Raw genomic sequence first — 23468 nt, 5'->3', positions numbered from 1 at the left:
GTTCAGACGAAGGCCGCTTCCGTGTACGGCGGTTACCGAACCGAGTGATCAAGTACGACGCACCGTTCGACGCCACACGTTAAAGATCAAGCTAGCGTCCCCGACCGAGCCCGCCCCACCTCCCCGAGGGCCTTCCCCCCAGATCCGCACGGGACTGCGGGGCGCCGGTTTCCCCCGTACCAGCGTTGGAGGAGCCACCCACATGCACCTGCCCCGCTCGCCGATCCGGCGCGGAACCATCGCCTGGGCCACGTCCGCCGCCACCCTCACGGCCTCCCAACATCGACTCGGGTGTGCAGTTCGACCACCCGGCCCTGAAGGGCAACTACCGGGGCAACCTCGGCGACGGCACCTTCGACCACGACTACAAGTACGACCCGACCGGCCAGTGCGCCGCCGGAGCGCCCTGCGACAACAACGGCCACGGCACCCACACCATGGGCACGATCGTCGGCGCGGGCGGCATCGGCGTCGCCCCCGGCACCAGGATCCACTGGCCCGACTTCTGGCCCGTGCCGTACGGGACGGGGACGAGCGGCCCAGCGCCCCGGAGGGCGTGCGGCAGTTGTTGGCGGAGCGCCTGGGCCGGCTGGGTCCCGCCGCCCGCCGGGTCGCCGACGCGGTCGCGGTCGCCGGGCAGGACGCGGCCCTCACCGAGGTCATGGACGTGGCCCGGCGCGGCGGACATCCGCGGCTCTCGGCGGCCGAGGCCACCGAGGCCGTGGAGGCGGCCGTCGCCGCGTCGGTGGTCGAGGAGCGGCGGGTGGTGAGCGAGGGCCGGCCCGTGGCCGGGCTCGCCTTCCGCCACCCGCTGGTGCGGCTGACCTGCTACGAAGGGCTGTCGGCGGCGCGCCGGCGGCTCCTGCACTCGGCGTACGCGGAGGCGGTGCTGCGCCGGCGGCCCGACGCCGTGGACACGCTCGCCGCCCATCTGACCCGGGCCGACGACCCGCGCGCCACCGGCTATCTGCGGCAGGCCGCCGAGCGGGCGGCGGCGCTCTACGCGAACGACGCCGCGGACCGCTACTACGCCGAACTCACCGCCCGACTCGACGCGCTCGCGGCCGAGTCCGCGCGGGCCCGGATCGACCGGAGCGCCGTGCTGCGCCGCCCGGGCCGCTTCGACGAGGCGGCCCGGCTGCTCGGCGGGGCCCTGGAGGAGTTGGGGAGGCGCGGGGACGCGGACGGCCGGGTGCTGGCGGCGGCGCGGCTCGCGGAACTGATGCCGAAGACCCGTGGCACGACGGAGGACGGTTTCCGGCTGCTCGACTCCTGCCCGCCCGGCCCCGGCACCCCGGCCGCCGTGGCGAGCGCCCACCATCTGGCCCGCGCAGTGCTCTGCTTCGTCGCGGGCCGGTACGAGGAGGGAGTGGTCGCCGCGCGGGCCGCGGAGGACGCGGCGCAGGCCGTGAAGGGCCCCGAGCGGCGTGGGCTGCTCGCCAGGGCGCTGGCCGCGCGGGCGACCTCGCTGGGGCTCGCGGGCCGGGTTCGGGCAGGCGGGTCCGGTGGCGGACCGGGCGATTCCGCACGCGGAGGCGTACGGCGATCCGCAGTTGCTGGCCTCGGTGCTCTCGGTGCTGCGCGAGACGGCGCGCCGGGCGGGGCGGCTGCGGGAGGCGATCACGACGGGCCGCCGGGCGCTCGCGCTCGCGGAGCGCTCGGTCGATCCGACGCGACGGTCTTCGAGCGGGCCAACCTGGCGGAGCTCCACCTCCTCGTGGAGGAGGTGGCGGAGGCGCGGCAGCTCGCCGAGACGGCGGTGCGGGGCGCGGAGTCGTACTCGGTGTGGTGCGCCCCGTACGCGCTGGTGGCGCTCGCCCGCGTCCGGATGCGGCAGGCCGAGCCCGGCGGGAGCGAGCTGCTCGACCCGGCCGAGCGGACGGCGGTGGCGCAGGGCGACCATCAGGCGGAGTACGAGGTGCGCTCGGCGCGGGCCGAGCTCGCGGTGCGGGAGGGCAGGCCGGAGGAGGCGCTGCGGCTGCTCGCGGGGTACCGGGAGGCGGGCACGGCCCATCTGACGGCCTAGGCGCTGCTGGCGTGCGGGCGGGCCGAGGAGGCCGCGGAACTGGCGGGCGCCGAGGTCGGGCGGGCGGAGCGGGCCGGTGAGCGGCTCGCGGAGACCGAGGCCCGGGCGGCGCGGGCCGCCGCGCTCGCGGCGCCGGGCCGGGAGCGGGAGGCGGCGGAGGGCTTCGCCCGGGCGGCGGCCCTGGCGGCGGAACTGCCGTATCCAGCGGGCGCACGCCGGGTGGCGGGAGCCCGCCGGAGCGGGGAGAACGGTCAGGACGGCTGACGAGGGGAGCGACGGACGCGGCTGGGGCCCGTCGGTCAGGTCGTCAGGTCGTCAGGTCATCAGATCGTCACGGCGTCGCTTCGTCACGTCGCCACGTCATTGCTTCGTCACGGCGTCGCCTTTCCACGTCGTCAGATCGTCATGTCGTCAGATCGTCCGGTCGATGTCGGTGAGGTGGGCGAAGACGACGATGTTCGCCTCGTAGCCCGTGCCTCGGTCGAATGCTCCGCCACAGGTGAGCAGCCGCAGTTCGGGCCGCCCGGTGGCGCCGTACACCTCCTTGTCGGGGAAGTCCGCCTTGGCGTACGTCCGGACGCGGTCGACCGTGAAGACGGCGACCCTGCCGTCGGCGCGGGCGACCCGGACGGTGTTGCCGGGGCTGAGCGAGTCGAGGTTGAGGAAGACGGCGGGCCCGCTGCGGGTGTCGCGGTGGCCGACGACGACGGCGGTGCCGCGCTCCCCCGGGGTGGCGCCCTTCGCGTACCAGCCGACGACCCGGGGGTTGTCGACGGGCGGGGTGGCGAGCCGCCCGGCGCCGTCGAGGCCGAGTTCGGTGACCGGGGCCTCGATGGTGATGGCCGGGACGGCGAGCGCAGTGGGGCGCGAGCGAGCCATCGGCGGGGGTGGCGGCGCCGGCCGGGGCGGGGGCGCGGCCTTGGGGAGCGCCCTGGGCTTCGCCTTGTGGTCGAGGGCGGCCGGGGCGCCGGCCGCCGCCGCTCCCGCCGCGGCCGGGCCGGGTGCGGCCGGTCCCCCGGCGCGCGGCGGGTCGGCCGGTTCCCCGTCCCCCGCCCACCAGGCGCCCCCGGCCACCAGGACGCACGTCACCGTGACGGTCCTGGTGAGCCGGAGGAGTCGCCGATGCCGGCGGGTGAGGTGGCGCCGGGGCGTGGGGCGGGACCTACGCGGCGCCATTGTCGCGGCGGCGCGAGCGACGGATCAGGACCAGTCCGGCCGTGCCGGCGAGGCCCGCCGCGACGGCCGCCCCGATGCCGAAGGTCGAGGAGTCCTCGGCGGCGATCGGCGCGCTGCCGCCGCCGCCCGCGCCGACCGGGCCGTGCGGGGGCTTGCCGTGGCCGTTACCGCCGGTGGTCGGTGGGTGGGTCGGGTTGGTGATGATGTCGCCGGGACAGTCGACCTTGAAGACCTTCTGCTTGCCGGCCCCCTGCTCGCCCTCGAAGGTCCACACGAGCTTGTACATGCCGTCGGCCAGCGACAGCGGTCCGGTGTGGCCCTTGCCGGTGGCGAGCGTGATGTGGCCGCTGAGGCTCGGGTCGTCGGCCTTCGGCGGCTGGGGGGTGATCTCCCAGTCGACTTCCTGGAGCGTGTCGAAGTTGAAGGCCGCAAGGTAGAACTTGCAGACCTTCGGCTCGTCGCGCTGGTCGTCGAAGGGCGTGCCGACCTTGTGGATCTTGACGTCGCCGTTGTCGCCGGGGGCGGCGTACGCCGACGGTGCGCCCGCGAGGGCGAGGCTGCCGAGGGCCAGGGTGGCCGCGGCGGTGGCGGCGAGAGGCCGGGCGGTACGAGCGGTCATGCGGGTTCCTCCGGAAGGAGTTCGTCGGACATTTCAAGCGATAATCCGACTATCAGTCACCACATGGACACGGAAGGTGGCGACATGCGTACACCACCCTCCGAAGTCGCCCGTCCGGCCGAGCCTCCGCGGCCGGCCCGTACAGCCGGCCCGCGCAGGCGGCCCGTACAGCCCGCCCGTGCCTCGGCTCAGATGATCCCGAAGAGGATTCCCGCCGCCAGGACGACCAGCGAGGTCAGCGCGGCCCACTTCACCGTGAACCGGGTGTGGTCGCCGAACTCCACCTTCGCCATGCCGACGAGGACGTACACGGCGGGCACCAGCGGGCTGGACATGTGCAGGGCCTGGCCGACCAGCGAGGCCCTGGCGATCTCCAGGGGGGAGACTCCGTGGGCCGCACCGGCCTCCGCGAGGACCGGCAGCACGCCGAAGTAGAAGCCGTCGTTAGACATGAAGTAGGTGAGCGGCAGGCTCAGGACGCCGGTGACCACGGCCATGTGCGGCCCCATGCCCTCGGGGATGGCGCCGACGAGCCAGTCGGCCATGTGCTTGACCATGCCCGTGCCGGTGAGGACACCGGTGAAGACGGCGGCGGCGAAGACCATGCCCGAGACATTGAGGACGTTGTCCGCGTGGGCGGCGATCCGGGCCTTCTGCTCGGCCATGTTCGGGTAGTTGACGGTGAGCGCGAGAGCGGCGCCGAGCAGGAACAGGACCGGGATCGGCAGCAGTTCCAGGATCATCGCGGTGAGCAGCACGATCGTGAGACCGGCGTTGAACCAGTACAGCTTGGGGCGGAGGGTCGCCCGGTTCGGGTCGAGCCCCTGGAAGCCGTCGGTGTCGCTCTCGTCCGCACCCGCGTCCGCGCCGGCACCGGCACCCGCACCCGTGTCGGTGCTCGCGGAGGAGCCGCCGAGCGTCTTCTTCGGCGCGTCCGCACCCGTCCCGCCGCCCGCCGCGACCAGCACGGTCTCGGTCTCCGGCACCAGGGCCTCGTCGAGCGTGAGGTAACCGATGCGGTTGCGCTCGCGGCGCCCGAGGACGTACGCCAGGGCGAAGACGAAGAGCAGGCCCACACCCAGCGCGGGGATCATCGGTACGAAGATGTCGGCGGCGTCCAGCTTCAGAGCGGTCGCGGCGCGGGCCGTGGGGCCGCCCCAGGGGAGGGTGTTCATGACGCCGTTGGCGGTGGCGGCGACGCCGGTCATGACGACCAGGCTCATGCCGAGGCGCTTGTAGAGCGGATACATCGCCGAGACGGTGATCATGAAGGTGGTGGAGCCGTCGCCGTCCAGGGAGACGATCGCGGCGAGCACCGCCGTACCGACGACGACGCGCACGGGGTCGGCCTTGCAGAAGCGCAGGATGCCCCGGACGATCGGGTCGAAGAGGCCGACGTCGATCATGACGCCGAAGTAGACGATCGCGAACATCAGCATCGCGGCGGTCGGCGCCAGCTTGCCGACCCCCTCGATAACGTAGTCGCCGAGCTGGGCCCCCTGCCCGACCGCGACGCAGAAGAGCGCGGGAATCAGTACGAGCGCCGCGATCGGCGACATCTTTTTCATCATGATCAGGACCAGGAACGTCGCGATCATGGCGAAGCCGAGGACGGTCAGCATGGAGGACACCTCACGTTCACCCTTGAACTGCCGCCGAGCGGCGGTCCGGATGACGGTAGGTGCCCTCTTCCGCCGTTAACAAGATGTTGACGCGTGAGCAATACGAGCAAAACCCCAGGTCAGAGCGGCGCCACGGCAGAGGTCCGGCTACGGGCCCGACGAGGGTTCCGGCTGGGGTGCCGGCTGCGGGTCCGACTGCGGGTCCGACTGGGGGTCCGACTGGGGGCCGACCGCGGGCGACACCTCGACGGGGAAACCGTTGAGGACGGCGGTGCCGGAGAGGGGGTCGATCCGGGAGCCGTCGAGGAGCTGGTTGACGTTGACGCCGGGGCGGGCGGCCGCCACGGTGAGCCGGGTGCCCGGCCGGTCGTGGCCCCAGCCGTGCGGCAGGCTCACCACCCCTGGGCGCACCGCGTCGGTGACCTCCACCGGCGCCTCCAGTACGCCGCCCTCCCCGGTGATCCGGGCGAGCCCGCCGTCCGTCAGCCGCAGTCGGGCCGCGTCCTCGGGGTGCACCTGGAGGGTGCAGCGGTTCGAACCACCTCCCAGGGCCGGGGTGTTGTGCAGCCAGCTGTTGTTCGAGCGCAGGTGTCTGCGGCCGACGAGCTGGAGGGTGCCCGGGGCCGGTACGGCGTGCAGCGCGGCGCGCAGCCGGGGCAGGTCGGCGGCGATGGGCGCGGGGAGGAGTTCGATCCGGCCGCTGCGGGTCTTGAGCACCTGCTGGACGCGCGGCTTGAGCGGGCCGAGGTCGATGCCGTGCGGGTGGGCCCGCAGCTCGTCGAGGGTGAGCCCGTACGGGCCGAGGCGCAGCATCAGGTCGAGCCGGCGCTCGGGTCCGGTGGCACCGGTGAGCCGGCCGGCGAACTCCTTGGGATCCGTGCCGTACGCGGGCGAGTGCTCCTGGGTGACGGCCTTGGCGAGGGTGGTGTCGACGGCGAGCTCGTCGACGGCGGACGGCGGCGCTCCGTGCATGCCGGACACGGCGAGGATCAGCCGGGCGTGGATCTCGCACTCGTCCATGGCGTCGGCTTCGAGGGGGACGGCCGCCGGGGTGTAGCGGGCCTGGTCGCGGACGGCGAAGCCGTTGAAGGCGAAGTCGAAGTGGGCGCTCCGGGAGGGCGGGGGCGGGGGCAGGAGGACGTCGGCGTGGCGGGTGGTCTCGTTGAGGTACGGGTCGACGGCGACCATGAGGTCGAGGGAGCCGAGGGCGGCGTCGAGCCGGTTCCCGTCGGGGGCGGAGAGGACGGGATTGGCGGCGACGGTGATCACCGCCCGGATGCGCCCGTCGCCCGGCGTCTCGATCTCCTCGGCGAGCGCGACGAGCGGCAACTCTCCCTTGGCCTCGGGGTGGTGCGAGACCCTGCTGTGCCGGCGGCCGAGGGCGAACCCCTTGCCGGGGCCGGCCGGGCGCGGGGCGGGTGCGGTGGCGGAGAGCGGGAAGAGCGCGCCGCCGGGCCGGTCGAGGTTGCCGGTGAGGACGTTGAGGACGTCGACGAGCCAGTTGCCGAGGGTCCCGTACGCGACCGTGGAGCTGCCCATCCGCCCGTAGACGGCGGCGGAGGGTGCGGCGGCCAGTTCGCGGGCGAGGGTACGGATGGTGGTGGCGTCCACGTCGCAGGCGGCGGCGACGACCTCGGGGCTGAACTCCCCCACCGCCGCCCGTACGTCCTCGACCCCTTCGACGTGGGCGGCGAGCGGGCCGAGGTCGGTGAGGCCCTCCTCGAAGAGGGTGTGGACGAGGGCGGCGAGGAGCAGCGCGTCGGCGCCGGGGCGGATGGCGACGTGGCGGTCGGCGAGGCGCGCGGTGCGGGTGCGCCGGGGGTCGACGACGGTGAGGGTGCCGCCGCGCCGCCGCAGCGCCTTGAGCCGGCCCGGGAAGTCGGGGGCGGTGCACAGACTCCCGTTGGAATCCAGCGGGTTGGCGCCGAGGATCAGGAGGTGGTCGGTGCGGTCCAGGTCCGGGACGGGCACGGCGAAGGGGTCTCCGAACAGCAGGCCGCTGGAGACGTGCTTGGGCATCTGGTCGAGCGTGGACGCGGTGAAGAGGTTCCGCGTGCGCAGGGCGCCGATGAGCAGGGGCGGGTAGAGGGCGCCGGCGATCGTGTGCACGTTGGGGTTGCCGAGGACAATACCCACGGAGTCCGGCCCGTACTCCTCGACCAGCGGCCGGATGCGGGCGGCGATGGTGTCGAACGCCTCGGCCCAGCTCACCTCCTGGAGTCTGCCGTCCTTCCTGACGAGAGGGCGGCGGAGCCGGTCCGGGTCGGCGTCGACCTCGGGGAAGGCCGCACCCTTGGGGCAGATGAACCCCTGGCTGAACACGTCCTCGCGGTCGCCGCGTGCTCCCGTGACCCCGGCGCCGTCGGGCGTCAGGGTCAGGGTCAGTCCGCAGGTCGCTTCGCAGAGGGGGCAGATGCGCAGGGCGGTGGGCATGACGTCTCCCTGGTGCGTGCGTCGGGTGGCGCCGAGCATACCGACTGGTAGGCATGTACGGGAGGGGTGCGCGGGAGCGGTGTCCGGGAGCCGCGGCGCGGGTGGCTAGGAAAGAGAGGGCGCCAGGTAGGCGTACAGGAGTTGGCGGGTCTCGTCGATCAGGGCCGGGTCGCCCTCGGGGTCCGTGCGGAAGGCGAGCCGGACGAGGGCGTCGGCGGTCTCGACGCCGACGAGGACCTTCCGGCGCAGGGACTCGTCGGCGGTGCGGCCGAGGTGGACGGCGAGCAGCCCGCAGAGCCGCTCGGCGACGAGGTCGTTGGGATGCCCGACGGAGCCCTCATCGGCGGCCTCCGCGTCGGCGGTGGCGGCCGCGACGCCCGGATCGGCATCGGCATCGGCATCGGCATCAGCCTGCGCTCCCACCTTCGCTCCTGCCGCTGCCTTTCTCCCGACCTCTTTCCCGGCCTCGTCCGCGGTATCGCCCGCCGCCTCGCCCGCCGTCTCGCCCTGCACGCCTCCCGGCACGCCGAAGTCGACGAGCGCGAAGCCCGGGACGGTCCGCTTCATGGCGATGAACTCGTCAAGGACGCCGTCGATGGCTCCGTACGCGTCAAGGAGGGGCGTCGCCGCGAAGCGGGCGGAGATCCGCTCGGCGTACTGGTCGAGGTTGCGGTGGGCGAGGGCGGCGACCATCGCCCGTTTGTTGCCGAAGAAGCGGTAGACGGAGCCGATGGGGACGCCCGCGCGGACGGCGACGGCGCGGGTGCTCAGCTGCTCGTAGCCGGTCTCGTCGAGGAGAACGGCACAGGCGTCGAGGATCCGGGCGAGCCGCTCCGCGCTGCGCTGCTGGACGGGGGTGCGGCGGAGCACCGGTGGGGTCTTCTTCGGGCGGGTCTGGGGCACGGGGACCATGATGCCGCTCCGATCAGGGTCAGGCGATCAGCAGGCCGATGCCTCCGAGGGTGTACGCGATCATCAGCAGGAACAGCGGCAGTTGGCCCGCGACGGCCCGGGCCGGCGGGAAGAGCCGGACGGACCGGTCGTGGGCGGCGACGACACCGAGGACGTGACCGGTGACGATCGCGGCGACCTGGAGGGTCGCGAGGCCGCCGGGACCCAGTGGTGGAGCGGGCGCGAGGGCGTTGTCAGTGCCCACTGCCATGATGACTGTACGTGGTCCTTCGGTAGCCAGAAGTGAGAAGTAGTGGGCGACGAGGTAGCCGAGGGCGATGGGCAGGAGCGAGTGCGCGAAGGAGGTGAGAGGTGTGGTGAGGGACCGGTCCATGAGGCGGAGGGCGCCCGCGCAGAGTCCGTAGCAGGCGGCGGCCAGGGCCACGACGGCGAGCAGGCCGAGGGTGGCGGTGACGGTGGGGTCGAGGGAGGAGGTCTGGAGGGTGGTGATCCAGCGGGGGTTGTCGGAGAGGCCGTCGTAGGCGGTGGAGCCGAGGAGGACGCAGACGGTGGCGACGAGACCGGGGGTCTGCGGGGTGGAGTCGAGGCTGTGGAAGGGGGAGCGCAGGACGAGGCGGCCGTCGGTGCGGCGGCCGAGCGGTGAGAGTCGGGCGAGGAGGGAGGAGTAGACCTCGAAGGGGTCGGCGTGGGCGAACCAGCGGGCGCCGTAGCGGGCGGCGCCGAGGAGTTGGACGCCGGCGTGGACGGCGAGGGCGATGAGGAGGGTGGTGGTGGAGGTGTTGTCGGGGGCGACGAGTTCGAGCCAGGTGAAGAGGAGGAGTCCGGCGGCTGCCGGCCGGATGCCGACCGCGGCGGGCAGCGGGCGCGGGTTCCGTGGCGGGCGGAGCGCGTGGAGGGTGCGGAGCGGGTTGAGGAGGCGCCAGACGGGGCCGAGGAGGAGGGAGGCGGGGACGAGTCCGACCCAGAGGAGGACGTAGAGGGCGCCGGGCGCGGGGTTGCGGTCCGGGTCGTCGGGGCCGAGGAGGAGGTGCAGGAGGAACAGCAGGGCGACGGCGGCGCCCAGGAGGCGGAGGGCGGTACGGGTGGCCGGCGCGTCGGCCACGCGCTGGACGGCCGCCGGGACGGGCCGCCCGGCCTCGTCGCCGCGGAAGCGGGACGAGGACCAGAGCAGGCCGAGGGCGAGGAAGGAGACGAGGAGTGCGGTGAAGGCGCCCGCGTAGGCGTAGAAGGGTGAGAGGGGGAGGTCGTGCTGCGAGCCGACGCCGTGGGCCAGCGGGAGGCCGGGGGTCGGGGTGAGCGCGAGGCCGGGGGCGGGGGCCGGGACGCCGGTCACCGGACGACGAGTTGGGTCAGGAGGAGCCCCGACTCGTGGGTCTCGACCTCGAAGAGGCCGGTGCGGTCGGCGGTGAGGGTGAGGGTGGCGGGGACGCCGGGAGTGAGGGGGAGTTCGCGGTCGTAGCCGTGCACGTGGAGCGTGTCGGCGCGGTCGCTGGTGACACGGAGGGTGAGGCGCTCGCCCTTCTTCAGCTCGATGCGGGAAGGGGGTGGTTGGAGGGTCCGGCCGGTGATGGTGAGCGCGACGGTCCGGCCGGTCTCGGACGGTCGGGGGCTCGGTGGCGCGGCGGTGGCCGTGGCGGTGCCGGACGGCCGGGGGCTCGGTGGGGCCGGGGCGGCGGGGGTGCCGTCCAGGCGGACGGTGGCCTGGACCGGGGCACCGGCGACGGCCCAGACCGTGTGGTCGTCCGCGTGGAGGCGGACGGTCAGGGTGCGGACGCCTGGCGGTACGTAGCCCCAGGCGCCGTACAGCCGGGCGGTCTCCTTGCCGTCGGCCAGGAGGCGGGCGTGGCCACGGCCGGGGAGGGCGGCGCCGCCGGTGCTGTCGGGGGTGAAGCGGAACCTCTCCACCGTGAGGTGGACGTTCCAGCCGCCCTCGGTGTCGGGCCTGGTCTCGATGCGGACGGTGGGGGCGTTCGCCGCGGGGACCTCCCGCAGCCGGTGGCCGGCCTCGTCACGGGCCGGGAGCAGGGTGCCGCTGCTCCCGGTGGCCTCCTCGTGGCTGGTGCCGGGGTTGTGGTGGGTGGTGGGCCGGTCGCCGCAGCCCGCGAGGGACAGTGCGGCGGCCAGGACGAGCACCAGGGAGAGGAGGGGCGTCGCCGCCCCGCGTGGGTGCGTCACGCCGTCCCCTCCTCGCGGGGCCGGGGGTCGGCGGACATGGGGGTGGGGGTGGAGGTGGAGGTGGAGGGGGAGGTGATAGCGGAGGTGGCGGCCTCGGGGGCGGCCTCGGGGGCGGGGGTGGCCATCGCCGGTGTGCGGGTGCCTGCGGCGATGACCGCCCAGAGGACCCAGACGACGCCGAGCAGCAGGCGGAACCAGGCCGGGCTGAGGGGGATGCCCGGGACCATCAGGACGGCCTTGTCGAAGGCGTCGAGCAGGGTGAGGGCGCCCAGGGCGACCGTGGTCCAGGCGAAGACGGGGCGGGTGGGCCGCAGAGCGAGGCCGATGAGGGTCCACCACACGCCGGTGAGGAGCAGTGCGAGGGCCGGGACGACGGTGGGGGTGAGGGCGAGGGTCGAGCCGGCCACGTCCAGGGTCAGGCCCGCGAGGCCGACGAGGGTGGCCAAGCCCGCGAGCCGGTGGCCGCGCAGACGGCGCCACCACAGGGCGAAGCCGGTCAGGGCGAGGACGAGGGCGCTGCCGAGGGCGAGTTGGGTCTCGACGCGCTCGATGCCGCGGGCGCCGTACCAGTCGCAGCCCGCCGGGAGGCGCCGCTCCGGGACGCTGTAGTCGGCGCAGACGAGGAGCTGGGCGAGCTTGACCGGCTCGCCGACGAGGCGGTCGGTGTTCCCGGAGACGTCGCCGCGGCGTTCCCCGCAGCCGGGCAGGGCGCCGGGGCTGGACGCGCCGGCGTCGGTCTGCCAGCAGTTGCCGCTGCCCTGGCCGTCCCAGGAGACGTCGGTGCGGTTGGGGCGGGAGTTGCCGGCCTTGTCGACGCCGAGATGGTTGGCGGCGTAGCGGTTGTGGTGGGAGGTGTCGGCCTGCTTGCCCCAGGCGGACTCGCCGCGGATGAAGGCGGGTACGGCGTTGAGGTAGAAGGCGGTGCGCTGGTGGCCGTACACCCAGTTGTTCTCGTAGAGGTTCCAGTTGCCGCCCGCGGTGATGATGCCGGTGCCGGGGGGCATGGAGATCTGGGGGCAGACGACGCCCCGCTCGTAGCCGCGGTCGACGGGCGGCTTGGCGCAGGTGCCGTCGGCGACGTACGGGTAGTAGTTCTCGTTGTTGTCGTGGATCAGGTTCCGCTCGAAGCGGGCGTGGTTCTGGGGCAGCCCGGGGTGGCCGGGGAAGGCGGAGTCCATGGAGGCGCCGCCCATGTTGTGGTCGAACTCGTTGTCGTGGACCCAGACGGAGTCTCCGGCGGTGCCGGAGTAGCCGACCATGTTGTGGTGGCTGCGGCAGCCGGTGATCTCGATGGAGTAGCGGGGGACGTCGTAGCCGCGGCCGTCGTTGATGTTCGAGGCCGAGCCGGGGTAGATGCCGGAGTCGCCGTTGCCGTACGACTCGCAGTTCTTGTAGAGGCCGTGGTCCGAGGCGAACGTGAGGAAGCCGTACTCGTCGTTCCAGCGGGTGAGGACGTCGTCAATGACGAAGCCGTCGGCGGCGAGCACGTACAGCGAGTTGAAGGTGGTGCGCTGGGCGGTGAAGTTGCGGAAGTAGACGCCGTCGGACCCGTCGGCCCTGACGCCGTTGAGCTTCTGGTACTTGGCGTCGATGACGACGTCCGTGCGGGTGGCGCCGGTGCCCTCGATCTGGAGGTTCTTCTTGCCGAAGATCGCGACCAGGTTCTGGTTGTGCGGGCACTGCCGCTGCTGCTCGTAGCTGAGGATCTGGTAGCCGAAGGAGGAGGTCGGCGCCTTGAGCGAGGCGCACGCGCCGGTGGGCGCGGGCAGCGAGGGCTCCTCCTCGTAGAGGCCGGGGAGGATCGCGATCGTCATGCCCGGCCGGTCGACGGCGTCGACGGCCTCCTGGAGGTGGCGGTAGCCGTCCCGCGCGCAGCGGTCGAGGAGGGCGAGGTTGCGGGCCTTGAGCGGGGCCGGGAAGGCGGATGTCCGGCGCGTGAAGTCGGCGCGGTCGGTCTTGCAGACGAGGAGGTCGGGTTCTCCGGTGCGGAGCGTCGGCACGCTGCCGGAACCGTCGGGGAAGGTGACGGGCCGCTCCTCGTGGGCCTGGGCCCCGGGCGCGGTGAGCAGGGTCGCGGCGAGGGCCGCGAGCACGGCCGAGAGGGCGAGGAGGAGTCTTCGGGTCCAGGACATGCGCGTGAGAGTAGAGCATTGTTCATCTTTTCTGACCCCCTCGCGCAGACACCAATTCGGGGCGCCTATGCGGAACGCCTCCCGCCATGCCCCGTTGACGGGAGCGCCGCGGAATCCTACGGTCATCCATAGGATTCCCTTGCGGGCTCAGGACAGGAGCGGGCGATGACCACGGAGCAGGCCAGGAAGACGGCCGAGGCGCTCACTTACAGCACCGGTTTCGGCAACGAGCACAGCTCGGAGGCGGTCCCCGGCGCACTGCCGCACGGCCGCAACTCGCCGCAGCGCGCACCCCTCGGCCTCTATGCCGAGCAGCTCAGCGGCAGCGCCTTCACCGAGCCGCGGGCGCACAACCGCCGCTCCTGGCTCTACCGGATCCGCCCCTCGGCCGCGCACCCGCCGTTCACTCGGATCGACGACGGCGCGCTGCGCGGTGCCCCCTTCACCGAGACGGTGCCCGACCCCAACCGGCTGCGCTGGAACCCGCTGCCCGAGCCGGCCCCCGGCACCGACTGGCTCGCGGGCCTGTGGACCCTCGGCGGCAACGGCGACGCGACCCAGCGCACCGGCATGGCCGTGCACCTCTACCACGCCAACGCCTCCATGGAGCGGGTCTTCGGCGACGCCGACGGCGAGCTCCTGATCGTCCCCGAGCGCGGCGGCCTCCTGCTCCGTACGGAGCTCGGCCTGCTCGCCGCCCACCCCGGCGAGGTCGCGCTGATCCCCCGCGGCGTCCGCTTCCGCGTCGAGCTCCTCGACGAGAGCGCCCGCGGCTACGTCTGCGAGAACTACGGGGCGCCCTTCCAGCTCCCCGACCTCGGCCCGATCGGCGCCAACGGCCTCGCCAACGCCCGCGACTTCCGGGCGCCCGTCGCCGCGTACGAGGACGTCGAGAGCCCGGTCGAGGTGGTCAACAAGTACTGCGGCCACCTCTGGTCGGCGACCTACGGCCACTCCCCGCTGGACGTCGTCGCCTGGCACGGCAACCACACCCCGTACGTCTACGACCTGCGTCGTTTCAACGTCATCGGGACGATCTCCTACGACCACCCCGACCCGTCGATCTTCACGGTCCTCACCGCGCCGTCCGACACCCCCGGACTCGCGGGCGTCGACTTCGTCGTCTTCGCCCCGCGCTGGCTGGTCGGCGAGGACACCTTCCGGCCGCCGTACTTCCACCGCAACGTGATGAGCGAGTACATGGGCCTGATCGAGGGCGCGTACGACGCCAAGGCCGAAGGCTTCGTGCCCGGCGGCGGCTCGCTGCACAACATGATGTCGGCGCACGGCCCCGACCGGGAGACCTTCGACAGGGCCAGCGCGGCGGAGCTGCGGCCGCAGAAGATCGACGACGGCCTTGCCTTCATGTTCGAGACCCGCTGGCCGGTGACCGCGACCCCCCAGGCCGCGAACGCCGACCATCTGCAGAAGGGGTACGACGACGTATGGCAGGGTCTTGAGCGCCACTTCCGGCCGTAGGGTCCTGGCCGTAAGCCCTTAGGCCCTGTCCGTCGTACGGAGAACACGTGACCGCCTTCGCTCCCGACTCGCTGGTCCTGAACCGCAAGCTGCCGCTCTGGTATCAGGTCTCGCAGTCCCTGCGCGCCTCGATACTGGGCCGCACGCCCGACGCCTCGCTGCGGCTGCCCACCGAGGAGCAGCTCGCCGCCCACTACGGCGTGAGCGTGCTGACCATGCGGCAGGCCCTCAAGGAGCTGGAGGAGGAGGGCCTGATCAGCCGGCACCGGCGGCGCGGCACCTTCATCGAGCCGGGTGCCCGCCGCTCCACCCCGCGCCGGCTGCTCGGCTCGATCGACGCGATCGTGGCCCAGCAGTCCGGCGAGCGGACGACGGTCCTCGGGCACGGCACCGAGCCGGTGCCGGGCGAGCTCACCGAGTACTTCCCGGACGTGGCGGAGGTCGTGTCGTACCGGCGGCTGCGCCGTGACGGGGAGAGCGGCGAGCCGACCAACTGGGTGGAGAACGCGGTGCTGCCGGAGCTGGCCGCCGCGATCGACCCGGCCGATCTGGAGCGCTGGCCGATGACGAAGGTGCTGCGGGACGTGGTCGGGGTCCGGATCAGCCGCATCACGGACACGGTCGAGGCCCGCCTCGCCGACCCGGAGACGGCGGGCCTGCTCCAGGTCCCGCTGCTCTCACCGATCCTCCACTACACCGGCGTGACCTACGACGCGGACGGCCGGGTCGTCGACGTGGCCCGCATCCGGTACCGCGGCGACCGCTTCTCCTTCACCGTGACGGTGGAGGCGCACTGACAGCGCTGGTTAGCATGCGGGGCGTGACGGAAGCCCCGGGTTCGAAGGACGCCCCACCCGCCCTCGACGACCTGCCCCTCCTCGACGACCTCATGCCCTGGTCCGTCGCGCCGCTGCGCTTCGGGCGGGCCTGGATCGTCGCGCCGGACGTCCGGACGCTGCGGGTCCGCTGGGACCGGCTGACCGCCGCCGAGGGGGCCGAGCGCGAGGCGCTGTTCCGGCCGAGCCGGGCGCGGACCCCGTCGAGCGCGGTGGCGGCGCTGCCCGGTCAGCGCACCGGGACCGGGCGCCTCGCCCGCGAGTCAGGACCGTGCCCGGAGCCGGTGCGCGTCGCGCACGGGCCGTTCGACGAGCAGTGGCTGCTCCCGGACCACCGGCTCATCGACACCGCACGCCCTGAGCTGTGGCGGGTCGCCGGGGCGCCGCAGGTCTTCGCCGTCGAGCAGGGGTACGTCCCCGGGGCGGCGGGCCCCGCGCTCCTGGTGACGGGCGCGCTCCCGGAGGGCCGCTCCCCGGCGGGCCGGCCGGGCAGGATCCGCCCGCTGTTCCGGCGCCCGGGCGGCCGGGAACCCAATCTCGCCCCCGGCCTGCTGCCCTTCCTCACCCATCGGTACGGGCACGAGGTCGGCGCCCTGGAGTGGCTGGCCTGGACGCTGGCGGCGGCCCTCCCCTCCCCCGCCGGCTGCCGCGTCCCGCTGCCCGCCGACCCCGGCGTCTGGGCGGCTGGCGTGGCACTCGGCCGCGAGCTCGCCGACGTGCAGCTGCGGGGCGCGCTGACCGGGTCGAAGCCGAGGCTGCCGGGCGGGCGCCGCCCCTACGTACGGGCGGCGGTCCCAACGCGGCCAGGGGCGGTGACGTACGACGCCGGGGACGAGGCGCTGTGCCTCGGCGAGGGCCGGATCTCTCCCGTGCCGCCGGAGGCCTGGGAGTTCCGGGTCGGCGGGGTCCGCGTGCTGGAGCAGTGGTTCGCGCACCGGACCGCGCCGGCGGAGCCCGGCTCCCTGGAGGCGCTCGGGCCGGCCGGCTGGCCCCAGGAGTGGACCTCGGAGCTGCTCGACCTGGTCACGGTCCTGGCGATGCTCGGCGCGCGGGAGCCGGAGCGCGCCGACTTCACGGTGTCCGGCGCCGTGTCGCGGGAGGAGCTGCGGGCGGCCGGGGTGCTGCCGGTGCCGGACCGGGCCCGCCGCCCCGCGTCCGTACTGGACCATCAGGAGGAGGGCCCGGAAGGCCAGTTCGCCCTGCTGTAGCCCCGGCGGCCACAAAGCCCGCAGCGCCCGCAGAGCCATAGCCGCAGCCACAGCCACAGCCGCTTCAGGCGGTCGCCGGGGCGAAGGAGTCGAGCACCCGTCCCAGGGTCCGCTCGAAGATCTCCTCGGGGTCGAGGGGCTCGATCCCGGACCCGGCCAGGACGGCGGCCAGCCGGGGGTAGCCTCCGCCGGCGATCTGCCGCATCAGATAGGCGGTGCGGACGGCCTGTTCCTGTTCGCCGGACCAGGGCAGGGAGCGGGCGCGTTCGGCGAGGGCGATCTCGTTGGCGACGAGGGTCATCACGGTGCCGTTGACGCTCGCGATCAGCTCCATCTTTGCGCCGCCGGGCAGGTCGAGGCCGTCGAGGCAGCCGAGGCAGTGCTCCAGGAACCGCAGGGCGTTCGGTCCGTAGGCGTAGCCGGTGGTCATCAGCCGGATCACCCAGGGGTGGCGGCGCAGGATCCCGCGCGCCTGCCGGCCCATGTCGAGCAGGTCCGCGCGCCAGTCGCCGCCGGACGTGCCGAGCGGGTCGGAGAGCACGTACTCGGCGCTGACGGCGTCGACCATCAGCTCGTACAGGTCCTCCTTGCGCGGGACGTAGTTGTAGAGCGACATCGTGCCGCAGCCGATGTCGCCCGCGATCCGGCGCATCGAGACCGCGTCGATGCCGTCGGCGTCGGCGATACGGACCGCGGCGGCCACGATGTCGCTCCTGCTGTACGCCGGCTTCGGGCCGCGCCCCGCGCGCTCGGGCCGCGCCCAGATCACTTCCGGTTCGGCCGCTCGGCCCGCCATGGATCATCACCTCGCCCCCATCCTAGTTACGTACACCGTACGCAGTCGGGTAGGGTCGCGCCATGACTACTACGTACGCTGTACTTAGTGAAGGGCTGCAGAAACGGTACGGGGAGGTCCACGCCCTGCGCGGGCTCGATCTGGCCGTGCCCACGGGCACGGTCTGCGGCGTCCTCGGCCCCAACGGCGCGGGCAAGACCACCGCCGTCCGGGTCCTGACGACCCTCGTGGTGCCCGACGCGGGCAGCGCGCGGGTCGCCGGGCACGACGTGGTGCGCGACCCCGCGGGCGTACGCCGCAGGATCGCGGTCACCGGTCAGTACGCCTCCGTCGACGGCGACCTGACCGGCGCCGAGAACCTCCGGCTCTTCGCCCGGCTCCTGCGCGCCCCGCGCTCCCGCGCCGGCGAACTCCTGGAGCGGTTCGGCCTGACCGCCGCGGCCGACCGGCCGGCGCGCACGTACTCGGGCGGGATGCGCCGCCGGCTCGACCTCGCCGCGAGCCTGCTCGTCCGGCCCGACGTCCTCTTCCTCGACGAGCCGACGACCGGCCTCGACCCGCACAGCCGGAACGAGATCTGGGACGCCGTAAGGGAGTTGGCGGCCGAGGGCACGACCGTCCTGCTGACCACGCAGTATCTGGAGGAGGCCGACCAGCTCGCCGACGACATCGTCCTGATCGACGAGGGCCGGGTCGCCCAGCGCGGCACGCCGGCCGAACTCAAGGCGCTCATCGGCAGCTACGCCGAGGTCGTCGTCGCCGACCCCTCGCTCCTGGAGGCGGCCGCCGCCGTCCTCGACCGGCTCACCGGCGCGGCTCCGACCCTGGACGCCGAGCGGCGCACGGTCGGCGCGGTGACCGTGGACACCACGCTCACGCTCCCCCGGATCGTCCGCGAGATCGACGCCGCCGGAGTCCACATCGTCGACGCGTCCCTGCGTCCGCCCACCCTCGACGAGGTGTTCCTGCGCCTCACCGACCGGAAGGAGCTCACCGCGTGAGCGCCCTCGTGCACGACGGGACCGCCGTCCTCGGCCGCCACCTCCAGCGGATCCGGCACGCCCCCGCCATCACCGTGATGACCCAGACCATGCCGATCGCCTTCCTCCTCTTCTTCGGGTACGTCTTCGGCAGCGCGCTCGCCGTGCCGGGCGCCCAGTACCGGGCCTTCCTGGTCCCCGGCATGCTCGTCGCGACGGCCGCCGGCGGCCTCATGACCGGTATGTTCCAGGCCGCGCAGGACGCGCACCGGGGCGTCATGGACCGCTTCCGGACCCTGCCCGTGAGCCGGGCCGCCGTCCCCCTCGGGCAGGCGCTCGCCGACCTGGTGGCGAGCGCGGTCGGCACGGTCCCGCTGATCCTCGTCGGCCTCGCGATGGGCTGGCGGATCGAGGGCACGGCCCTGGAGGCCCTGGGGGCCTTCGGCCTGCTGCTCCTCTTCCGCTTCGCGACGACCTGGATCGGCATCCTGCTCGGCCTGGCCTCGCAGAGCGAGGAGGCCGCCGGCCAGCTGGGCAGCGCCACCTTCATGCTGCCGCTGCTCTCCAACGCGTACATCCCGACGGACGGCATGCCGGGATGGCTGCGGACGGTCGCCGAGTGGAACCCGATCTCGGCGGTCACGACGGCGGTACGGAAGCTCTTCGGCAACGCGCCCGTACCGGCGGACGCCGCCTGGCCGGTGGCGCACCCGGTGGCCGGGGCGCTGCTCTGGTCGCTCGCCCTGATCGCGCTCTTCGCCCCGCTCGCGGTCCGCCGCTACGCTCGCCGCTGACCGCGCCGCGCCACGCACCGGGGTGACGCATCCCCTGATGACAGGGGCGGCCCGGCAGGGTAGGCAGGGCTGTCATGAGCACTCAGCCACTCCCCCTCGAAGGAATCACGGTCGTCGCCGTCGAGCAGGCCGTCGCCGCCCCCTTCGCCACCCGGCAGCTCGCGGACCTCGGCGCCCGGGTCGTCAAGATCGAGCGCCCCGACGGCGGGGACTTCGCCCGGGGGTACGACACGGCCGCCCGCGGCCTGGCCTCGCACTTCGTGTGGTGCAACCGCGGCAAGGAGTCCGTGGCGATCGACCTCAAGGACCCCCGGGGTCTGGCACTCGCCCGGCGCCTGGTGGCCGGCGCCGACGTCTTCGTCCAGAACCTCGCGCAGGGCGCCGCCGCCCGCCTCGGCCTCGACGCCGCGACGCTGTGCGCCGCCCACCCGCGGCTGATCGCCGTGGACGTCTCGGGGTACGGGGCGGCAGGACCGTACGCGCACAAGCGGGCGTACGACATGCTCGTCCAGTGCGAGGCGGGTCTCGTCTCGGTGACAGGCACCCCGGACCGGCCGGTCAAGTCGGGGATCCCGGCGGCCGACATCGCCGCCGGGATGTACGCCTTCTCCGGCGTCCTCGCCGCACTCGTCCGGCGCGCCACGACCGGTCGTGGCGGCCCGGTGGAGGTCTCCCTGCTCGACTCGCTGGCCGAGTGGATGGGGCATCCGCTGCACCACGGGTCACACGGAGGCACGGCCCCGGCGCGAACGGGGCTCGCGCACGCGGTGATCGCGCCGTACGACGCCTATCCGACGGTCGACGGGGGCCTGGTGCTGCTCTCCGTGCAGAACGACCGCGAGTGGCGGCGGCTCGCCGAACAGGTCCTCGGCCGCCCCGATCTCGCCGACGACCCGGCCTTCGCGACGAACACGGCCCGGGTCGCCGGGCGCGCGGCGACGGACGCGGTGGTGGCGGAGGCACTGGCCCCGCTCACGGCCCCGGAGGCGCTGGCGCGCCTCGACGCGGCGGGCGTCGCCTGCGCCCGGCTCAACTCGGTCGCGGAGCTCGCGGACCACCCGCAGCTGACAGCCCGGGACCGCTGGCGGCCGGTGGACTCCCCGGTCGGGCCGCTGCGTTCGCTGCTGCCCCCGATCGTCTTCCCCGACGGCCCGGAGCCGCGCATGGACCGGATCCCGGCCCTCGGGCAGGACACGGACGAGGTCCTCGGCGCGCTCGGGGTGCCCGAGGCGGAGATGAAGGAGCTCAGGAGCGCGGGCGTGATCGCCTGACCGTCACCCGGTGACACGCCAGGTCGGGCGGTGGGGCGGGCGGGCGGGCGGGCGATCAACACGGGCACGGACGCGGCACGGCGCGGTGCGGCCACAGGCACAGCGCGGGCGCAGGCACGGGTGCGGGTACGACGGAACGCCGGACGGGTGGGGACACGTCCGGCGTCGTCGCGAGCGGAGTCGTACGGGGCTGTGGAAAGCCGGGCGGAAGCGGGCGGGTACTCGGGGTACGCGACCGGCCCTCGCCCCCCCCCTTAGCGGCGCGCGCCGAAGAGCGAGCGGCGCAGGCGACGGAGCGGGGCGAAGAGCGAGACACGCGCGCTGCGGCCGCGGTGGCTGTGCACCGGCGCCTCCGGCATACGTGACGTCAGCTCCCGCATCAGCAGCGTGGCCTCGGCCACCTCGCGCTGAGGCACGGCGGGACCGCCGAGCACCGCGAGATGGCGGTCGAGTCGCGAACTCGTCGCGCTGCTCCCGCAGGTGATGGCAGGCACTCGCGGCCTGCTGCGCATTGCTATCTGTTCCATGTCACTCCCCACCCGTACAAGGGCACCCGGCCCGGGCAGGCTAACCCTATCGCTCCACCGTCACACCCGTGTATCCCGCCGACGGGATTCACCACACCCGTACGAGGGTTGACGGTCACTGTGCGAATCCATCTGATTCCAGGGTGAGTTGGACAGGCATCGAACACCTGTCGAACCGTCACGAACCATCCTGCACCCGAGGCCGTGACCTCCGGACACGAAGGCGTATGTGATCTCCGACACCAAGATCGTCACGCCACCCGGTCCCGTACGGACCGGAGTCGGAGGGACACCGCTCGGTTACCGTGGACGCATGACGGTGATCGCGGGTCGTTACCGGCTGCTGGACGTCCTCGCGGAAGGGGCGACGGCCACGGTCTGGCGCGCCCTCGACGAGACGCTCGTCCGCGAGGTGGCCCTCAAGGAGTTCCGCCCGCCGGCCGGACTCCCGGCCGACGAGGTCCCCCTGCTGTACGCGCGCCTGGAGCGCGGGGCGCGGGCGGCCGCCCGGATCTCCCACCCCTCCGTGGCGACGGTGCACGGTGTGGCCACCGAGGACGGCCGGCCGTGGATCGTGATGGAGCTGGTCCGCGGCCTCACCCTCGCCGAGACGCTGGAGGCCGGTGCGCCGCTGCCCCCGCCGGAGGCCGCGCGCGTCGGCGCCGCGGTGCTCGCCGCGCTCCGGGCGGCGCGCGAGGCGGGCGTCCACCACCGGGGCGTGGACCCGGGGCACGTGCTGCTCGCCAACGACGGGCGGGTCGTCATCACCGGATTCGGCACGGAACCCACCTCCGGCCCCCGGGAGGGCGCGCCGGACGTGGCGGCGGAGCTGCGGAACCTCGGGGCGCTCCTCGACGCGGCCACGGGAGGCCGGCCGGGGCCGCTGACCGCCGTGGTCGGACGGCTGCTGAGCGAGGACCCGGCGTCGGCCCTGACCGTGGATCAGGCCGAGCGGGAACTGCGGCGGGCAGCCCCTGGCGTGACCGCCGCACCGCCGGCCACGGGAACCGCGCGGTCGGCGCCTCCCCCGCCCGGCGGGAAGGACGGCAAGGACCGCGTGGACGGACCGCGAGCCGCCGGGAGTTCGCCGGCGACCCCCGTCGGGAGCGGGACTCCCCCCGCGCCCGCCTCGCCCCGGCGACCCGCACGGCCCCGCCGGGGCCCGGTCCTGGCGGCCGGCCTCGTCGGGACCCTGCTGCTCACGGGGGCGCTGACGTATCACTTCGTACGGGAGACGGAGCCGGGCGCCGGTCCCGGTCCTGGCGGGGTCACGAGCACCGCCCCGACCGGTCCCGGCGCCACGGAGACGGGCGGCGGCTCCGCTACAGCGCCCCGTTGAACGAGGGCAGGTAGCCGCCCGACTGGCCGGCGGCGGTCGGGTGGTAGGACTCCCCGATGTTGAGCCAGTTGACGCTGTGCAGCCAGGCGGATCCGGAGCAGATCTCATGGCCGGTGAAGGGCGGGACGACGCTGGCGAAGGTGTAGCCGTGGTCGGCCGCGCGCTTGGCGAGGGCGGCGTTGAGGTAGTCGGAGGCGCCGTTGATGGCGGTGCGCTCGTTCTCGCTCAGGCCGGCGATGCAGCTGCCGCCCAGCTTGTAGAAGCGGGGGTAGCCGAGGACGACGACCCGGGCGGCGGGCGCCTTGCCCCTGATGGCCGTGTAGACGGAGTCGAGCTTGCCGGGCAGCGTGGAGTCCACGTAGGCCTTGGCCTGATTCACACGGCTGATGCAGGTGGCCTCGGACTGCAGCACACAGGTCGTCATGACGTCGGCGAAACCGGCGTCATTTCCCCCGATCGTGACGGAGACCAGGTCGGTGGCGGCGGAGAGGGGGCCTAGCTGATTGGCGGTCACATCACCCGTTCGGGCGCCCGAGCACGCGGTGAACGCGAAGGACGAGGGGGCGTTGGCGTTCTTCCAGAGGACCGGAAACGCCTTCGTGGAGCGCTTGCAGTCGCCACTGGCGCTGTCGTAGCTGCCGGCGCCGACGCCGGAGGAGTACGAGTCCCCCAGCGCCACGTAGTCGAGGGCGGCGGTTTCGGCCGCCTGGGCCGCGCTCGCCCCGGTGAGGGCGAGGACGGCACCGAGCAGGAGCGAGGACGAAAGGGCCGCGAAGCGGGACAGTCTCATGGAACCTCCCTGTAGCAGGATCTCTGCGTTACCAGGTAGTAGCATCGGATCCGCTCGACCGGAAGTGTTCATGTCAAAACTGGGGATGAACTCCAGCACCGCTCAGGCCATCCTCCAGTGACGACCGTCGAGTTCCGGCCATGACGGGAAGCGGAACTTCCGCTCCCGATGAGTGATCGAACAAGATCGCGACACAGTCACACAACAAAACACAGAAGTGTGATCCCGCATCACCGTTCCCTGCATGCAAACGGATTGACCGAATCCGACCGGGACAGTTGCACATCTGACCGACGAAGCTTCGCCAAACTGCGGAAAGGCGGGCCACAGAACCGGGACTTGCCATACAGTCC

The 23468-nt window shown here is 73.6% G+C and carries 19 protein-coding genes and 1 pseudogene; 9 read left to right on the top strand and 11 right to left on the bottom strand.

Annotated elements, in window-relative coordinates; all coding sequences use genetic code 11:
- Positions 1–278: 278 nt before the first annotated feature.
- Positions 279–491: pseudogene (locus ACWFR1_RS16090) on the top strand (S8 family serine peptidase); the annotation flags it as partial.
- Positions 492–556: 65 nt separating this feature from the next.
- Positions 557–2026 carry a hypothetical protein gene (locus tag ACWFR1_RS16085; RefSeq protein WP_453551283.1) on the top strand — a complete coding sequence of 490 codons (1470 nt, stop codon included), beginning with the start codon at positions 557–559 and terminating at the stop codon, positions 2024–2026.
- Positions 2027–2437: 411 nt separating this feature from the next.
- On the opposite strand, the gene ACWFR1_RS16080 is transcribed toward ACWFR1_RS16085, so the two are convergent.
- From ACWFR1_RS16080 to ACWFR1_RS16045, 8 genes are all read right to left on the bottom strand, one after another.
- A complete protein-coding gene (locus ACWFR1_RS16080) occupies positions 2438–3202 on the bottom strand; it encodes a class F sortase (protein WP_453551281.1) in 765 nt (254 codons plus the stop codon).
- The gene (locus tag ACWFR1_RS16075; RefSeq protein WP_453551279.1) at positions 3189–3821 is read right to left on the bottom strand and encodes a hypothetical protein; all 633 of its coding nucleotides are present in this window, start codon (positions 3819–3821) and stop codon (positions 3189–3191) included. Before ACWFR1_RS16075 ends, ACWFR1_RS16080 begins: the two co-directional genes overlap by 14 nt.
- Positions 3822–4009: 188 nt before the next feature.
- Positions 4010–5443 (bottom strand): CitMHS family transporter, encoded by a 1434-nt coding sequence (locus ACWFR1_RS16070; RefSeq protein ID WP_453551277.1) that lies wholly within the window; start codon positions 5441–5443, stop codon positions 4010–4012.
- 147 nt (positions 5444–5590) lie between these two features.
- Positions 5591–7876, bottom strand: a complete 2286-nt coding sequence (locus tag ACWFR1_RS16065; protein ID WP_453551274.1) for a molybdopterin oxidoreductase family protein — start codon at positions 7874–7876, stop codon at positions 5591–5593.
- A 105-nt stretch (positions 7877–7981) separates the two neighbouring features.
- Positions 7982–8788, bottom strand: coding sequence for a TetR family transcriptional regulator (locus tag ACWFR1_RS16060; protein ID WP_453551272.1), 807 nt, complete (start codon positions 8786–8788; stop codon positions 7982–7984).
- Between the two features lie 19 nt (positions 8789–8807).
- Positions 8808–10121 (bottom strand): hypothetical protein, encoded by a 1314-nt coding sequence (locus ACWFR1_RS16055; RefSeq protein WP_453551269.1) that lies wholly within the window; start codon positions 10119–10121, stop codon positions 8808–8810.
- Positions 10118–10963: a hypothetical protein gene (locus ACWFR1_RS16050; protein WP_453551266.1), complete on the bottom strand. Its 846-nt coding sequence runs from the start codon at positions 10961–10963 to the stop codon at positions 10118–10120. Before ACWFR1_RS16050 ends, ACWFR1_RS16055 begins: the two co-directional genes overlap by 4 nt.
- Positions 10960–13095 carry a right-handed parallel beta-helix repeat-containing protein gene (locus ACWFR1_RS16045; protein WP_453551264.1) on the bottom strand — a complete coding sequence of 712 codons (2136 nt, stop codon included), beginning with the start codon at positions 13093–13095 and terminating at the stop codon, positions 10960–10962. Before ACWFR1_RS16045 ends, ACWFR1_RS16050 begins: the two co-directional genes overlap by 4 nt.
- A gap of 165 nt (positions 13096–13260) precedes the next feature.
- Here ACWFR1_RS16045 and hmgA point away from each other — a divergent pair, with 165 nt between their 5' ends.
- From hmgA to ACWFR1_RS16030, 3 genes are read left to right on the top strand one after another with little or no spacing between them, the layout of a single operon-like run.
- Entirely contained in the window at positions 13261–14574 is a 1314-nt protein-coding gene (hmgA, locus tag ACWFR1_RS16040; protein ID WP_453551261.1) for a homogentisate 1,2-dioxygenase, read from the top strand.
- Between the two features lie 47 nt (positions 14575–14621).
- Positions 14622–15371, top strand: a complete 750-nt coding sequence (locus ACWFR1_RS16035) for a GntR family transcriptional regulator (RefSeq protein WP_453551259.1) — start codon at positions 14622–14624, stop codon at positions 15369–15371.
- A gap of 14 nt (positions 15372–15385) precedes the next feature.
- On the top strand, positions 15386–16618 hold the full coding sequence (locus tag ACWFR1_RS16030; protein ID WP_453551257.1) for a type ISP restriction/modification enzyme: 1233 nt from the start codon (positions 15386–15388) through the stop codon (positions 16616–16618).
- A gap of 64 nt (positions 16619–16682) precedes the next feature.
- On the opposite strand, the gene ACWFR1_RS16025 is transcribed toward ACWFR1_RS16030, so the two are convergent.
- Positions 16683–17414, bottom strand: a complete 732-nt coding sequence (locus tag ACWFR1_RS16025; RefSeq protein WP_453551254.1) for a TetR/AcrR family transcriptional regulator — start codon at positions 17412–17414, stop codon at positions 16683–16685.
- 62 nt (positions 17415–17476) lie between these two features.
- On the opposite strand from ACWFR1_RS16025, the gene ACWFR1_RS16020 reads away from it, so the two are divergent.
- From ACWFR1_RS16020 to ACWFR1_RS16010, 3 genes are all read left to right on the top strand, one after another.
- Positions 17477–18415 carry an ATP-binding cassette domain-containing protein gene (locus tag ACWFR1_RS16020; protein WP_453551252.1) on the top strand — a complete coding sequence of 313 codons (939 nt, stop codon included), beginning with the start codon at positions 17477–17479 and terminating at the stop codon, positions 18413–18415.
- Positions 18412–19188 (top strand): ABC transporter permease, encoded by a 777-nt coding sequence (locus ACWFR1_RS16015; RefSeq protein WP_453551250.1) that lies wholly within the window; start codon positions 18412–18414, stop codon positions 19186–19188. Before ACWFR1_RS16020 ends, ACWFR1_RS16015 begins: the two co-directional genes overlap by 4 nt.
- 74 nt (positions 19189–19262) lie before the next feature.
- Positions 19263–20459 (top strand): CaiB/BaiF CoA transferase family protein, encoded by a 1197-nt coding sequence (locus tag ACWFR1_RS16010; RefSeq protein ID WP_453551247.1) that lies wholly within the window; start codon positions 19263–19265, stop codon positions 20457–20459.
- Between the two features lie 254 nt (positions 20460–20713).
- Here the strand turns inward: ACWFR1_RS16010 and ACWFR1_RS16005 are convergent, their stop codons facing one another.
- Positions 20714–20986, bottom strand: coding sequence for a hypothetical protein (locus ACWFR1_RS16005; RefSeq protein ID WP_125749544.1), 273 nt, complete (start codon positions 20984–20986; stop codon positions 20714–20716).
- Positions 20987–21299: 313 nt separating this feature from the next.
- Between ACWFR1_RS16005 and ACWFR1_RS16000 the strand changes: the two genes are divergently transcribed.
- The gene (locus ACWFR1_RS16000) at positions 21300–22325 is read left to right on the top strand and encodes a protein kinase domain-containing protein (protein ID WP_453551244.1); all 1026 of its coding nucleotides are present in this window, start codon (positions 21300–21302) and stop codon (positions 22323–22325) included.
- Here ACWFR1_RS16000 and ACWFR1_RS15995 read toward each other — a convergent pair.
- Complete coding sequence (locus ACWFR1_RS15995; protein WP_453551242.1) at positions 22309–23115, bottom strand: SGNH/GDSL hydrolase family protein; 807 nt, start codon at positions 23113–23115, stop codon at positions 22309–22311. The two genes, ACWFR1_RS16000 and ACWFR1_RS15995, sit on opposite strands and share 17 nt — an antisense overlap.
- Between the last annotated feature and the right edge of the window lie 353 nt (positions 23116–23468).

It is taken from the genome of Streptomyces sp. NPDC055103 (genome assembly GCF_053607625.1).
The sequence above is the reverse complement of the archived record's forward strand: the minus strand, read 5'-3'. Positions and strand labels throughout refer to the sequence as shown.

Coding starts and splice junctions, on each gene's coding strand:
- ACWFR1_RS16080 (WP_453551281.1), bottom strand. CDS start 3,202: ATGGCGCCGCGTAGGTCCCGCCCCACGCCCCGGCGCCACCTCACCCGC.
- ACWFR1_RS16075 (WP_453551279.1), bottom strand. CDS start 3,821: ATGACCGCTCGTACCGCCCGGCCTCTCGCCGCCACCGCCGCGGCCACC.
- ACWFR1_RS16070 (WP_453551277.1), bottom strand. CDS start 5,443: ATGCTGACCGTCCTCGGCTTCGCCATGATCGCGACGTTCCTGGTCCTG.
- ACWFR1_RS16065 (WP_453551274.1), bottom strand. CDS start 7,876: ATGCCCACCGCCCTGCGCATCTGCCCCCTCTGCGAAGCGACCTGCGGA.
- ACWFR1_RS16060 (WP_453551272.1), bottom strand. CDS start 8,788: ATGGTCCCCGTGCCCCAGACCCGCCCGAAGAAGACCCCACCGGTGCTC.
- ACWFR1_RS16045 (WP_453551264.1), bottom strand. CDS start 13,095: ATGTCCTGGACCCGAAGACTCCTCCTCGCCCTCTCGGCCGTGCTCGCG.
- hmgA (WP_453551261.1), top strand. CDS start 13,261: ATGACCACGGAGCAGGCCAGGAAGACGGCCGAGGCGCTCACTTACAGC.
- ACWFR1_RS16030 (WP_453551257.1), top strand. CDS start 15,386: ATGCGGGGCGTGACGGAAGCCCCGGGTTCGAAGGACGCCCCACCCGCC.
- ACWFR1_RS16025 (WP_453551254.1), bottom strand. CDS start 17,414: ATGGCGGGCCGAGCGGCCGAACCGGAAGTGATCTGGGCGCGGCCCGAG.
- ACWFR1_RS16020 (WP_453551252.1), top strand. CDS start 17,477: ATGACTACTACGTACGCTGTACTTAGTGAAGGGCTGCAGAAACGGTAC.
- ACWFR1_RS16010 (WP_453551247.1), top strand. CDS start 19,263: ATGAGCACTCAGCCACTCCCCCTCGAAGGAATCACGGTCGTCGCCGTC.
- ACWFR1_RS16005 (WP_125749544.1), bottom strand. CDS start 20,986: ATGGAACAGATAGCAATGCGCAGCAGGCCGCGAGTGCCTGCCATCACC.
- ACWFR1_RS16000 (WP_453551244.1), top strand. CDS start 21,300: ATGACGGTGATCGCGGGTCGTTACCGGCTGCTGGACGTCCTCGCGGAA.
- ACWFR1_RS15995 (WP_453551242.1), bottom strand. CDS start 23,115: ATGAGACTGTCCCGCTTCGCGGCCCTTTCGTCCTCGCTCCTGCTCGGT.